General features: G+C 56.4%; 2 protein-coding genes. Both read right to left on the reverse strand.

Annotated elements, in window-relative coordinates; translation table 11 throughout:
* Positions 1 to 54: 54 nt before the first annotated feature.
* A complete protein-coding gene (locus AC1DH9_RS27580) occupies positions 55 to 702 on the reverse strand; it encodes a response regulator (RefSeq protein ID WP_427540605.1) in 648 nt (215 codons plus the stop codon).
* A 72-nt stretch (positions 703 to 774) separates the two neighbouring features.
* On the reverse strand, positions 775 to 2,304 hold a 1,530-nt coding region (locus AC1DH9_RS27585), incomplete at its 5' end, for a hybrid sensor histidine kinase/response regulator (protein WP_477809177.1).

Genomic DNA, 2,304 nt, shown 5'->3' on the forward strand with positions numbered 1-2,304 from the left:
GTGTGTGCAAAGCCATTATGGCTAATGGCATCGCGACCGATTTTATCAGCTTTTTTAGTTGAAGAGACCGCGTTCCAGGCAGTAGGCCAACAAGTCCTGATCGCTATTGACTTCAAGTTTTCGCATTGCCGAAATTTTTTGTGCACTAATGGTTTTTGAACTTCTGTTCTGACTGCGGGCTATATCACTCACACTCTTGCCGGAGATAAATAGGCGCAGTATCTCGAACTCCTTGGGCGACAAGGTGGTGAATCGATCATCAAGGGCCGTGGAGGATTCCACGACGGAGGTTTTCGCCGGTTCCAGGCTGCGATAAATACCCTGTTGGGCAATAGCTTTGAGCGCGAGCTGGATTTCAGTGTGCAACTGGCTCTTCTGAATCACCCCGACCACCCCCAGTTCGTGAAGGCGGGCGAGGATCAGAGGGTTGGAGACCATGGTCAGTATCAGAATCCGCACGTGTGGAAAATGTCGCTTCAGATAGTCGACCAACTTGAGCCCGTCACCATAAGGCGAGTCTGCGGGCATGTTGTAGTCGGTGATGACAATGTCCACGGGTTGTTGCTCAAGTAATTCGATCAGGCCCTGTGAGCAGACGGCCTCACCGACAACGCAATAACGCGCGTCGCGCTCGATCAGTTCGCGTACTCCAAGAAGCACAATCGGGTGATCGTCCGCGATGATGACTTTGAGTTTTTCCATAAAGGCCGCCCGTAATGCCGGTGTAGATGATTGGGGTATTTCCATATGATTGCACGCAATGGGCCGCTGTTATTACTCAAGAGCGTCCAGAACATTCGAAAGCCTGCCCAGTATCTGCTTCACCTTCAGTGCAAGGGAAGTGTCGAGGATTGCGCCCGCGAGCGAACACTCCAGATCAACACATTCCTGAGCCAGGCCGATGGCTTGCACGGCACCCAGGGCGCCGGCGATGCTGTGTAGCCTTTCACCGAGGACTCTGCAGTCGTTTTGTTCGAGTGCGGTCTTGATCCGTTGTATGTCTTGCTGCAGGGTGCTGATGAACAACGGTCGCATTTTGGGGGAGAGTTGAACGGTATCGGTGTCCGGTGTCCGGGAGCGGGCGGTGATGGTTTCAGACTCGACGCGAGTCGGCACCGCTTGCAGGGCCGGCTTGCAGAGTTTGACCAGGTGGGCTCGCAGGGTTTGCAGGCTCAGGGGTTTGACGATCCAGGCATTCATTCCGACGGCGATGCAACGCATGCCTTCCTCACGCATGGCGTTGGCGGTCACACCAATGATTGGCAATTGGGGATCATGCTCCCGAAGTGTTTTGGCCAATTCATAACCGTTCATGAGTGGCATGTTGACGTCTGTCAGCACCACGTCGAAGACTTCAGGTCGCCACAGGTGCATGGCTTGTTCGCCATTGGCGGCTACGACGACGGAGCAACCGAGCGCCTCGAGTTGTTCCTTGATGATCGCCTGGTTGATCGGGTTGTCCTCTGCCACCAGAATGTGCAAATGGAGGTTGCCGGCTCTTTGTTGTTCAGCTTGCCGGGGCTGTTCGCGTTTGCCTTGCTGTGCCAGCGAGACCGCCAAAGCAATGGCTCGCACGTCATGCATATCGACTTCCCAGCCATTATTGGTGTACTCAGGCGGGTTACGTCCGCCTGACGTACAACGAACACGCGGGCCATCCCAGGGCTGCTCTGGATCAGAGGGTAAAACGTCCACCAGCACCGCTTTTGGGTGTTTCTGTTCCAGCGGCGACGTTGCCAGCGTGGCATGAATCCCCAGGCGATCAAGCCAGTCGCACAGTGTCTGTGCCAACTCGCGGACCGGGGCCTGGACATACACCGGTGATGGGCAGGGCTCGATTACCCTGCAGTCCGGGAGTTCACCGGTCAGTACCGGCAAGCTCATCTGCAGAGCGAAGCTGCTGCCCAGACCTGGTTCGCTGACCACTTTTATGTGGCCGCCCATCATCTCGCTTAACCACCTGCAAATCGGCAGCCCCAAACCCGCGCCGCCTTCGCAGGACGCATCCCGGACCTGATAGAACAGTTCGAACAGCTTGGCCTGTTGCGGCTCGGAGAGACCAATACCGGAGTCGGTGACCTGCCACTCCAGGCTGACCTGATTGTCACAGCGCTCCAATACTCGGGCCCGCAGTACAACACGCCCGGTGTCAGTGAACTTGATGGCGTTACTCAACAGATTGTTGAGGATCTGGCGGATCCGCATCGGGTCCCCCAGCAGCCGGTTTGGCAGCGCAGGATCGATGCATGCATAGAGTTGCAGACCCTTGCTCAGGGCGAACGCGGCATACGTGCGCAACGTGTC

The sequence above is a fragment of the Pseudomonas sp. 05T35 genome (genome assembly GCF_056396605.1).

Excerpts from the sequence above, each read along its gene's own strand:
- AC1DH9_RS27580 (WP_427540605.1), bottom strand. The coding sequence starts at position 702 with ATGGAAAAACTCAAAGTCATCATCGCGGACGATCACCCGATTGTGCTT.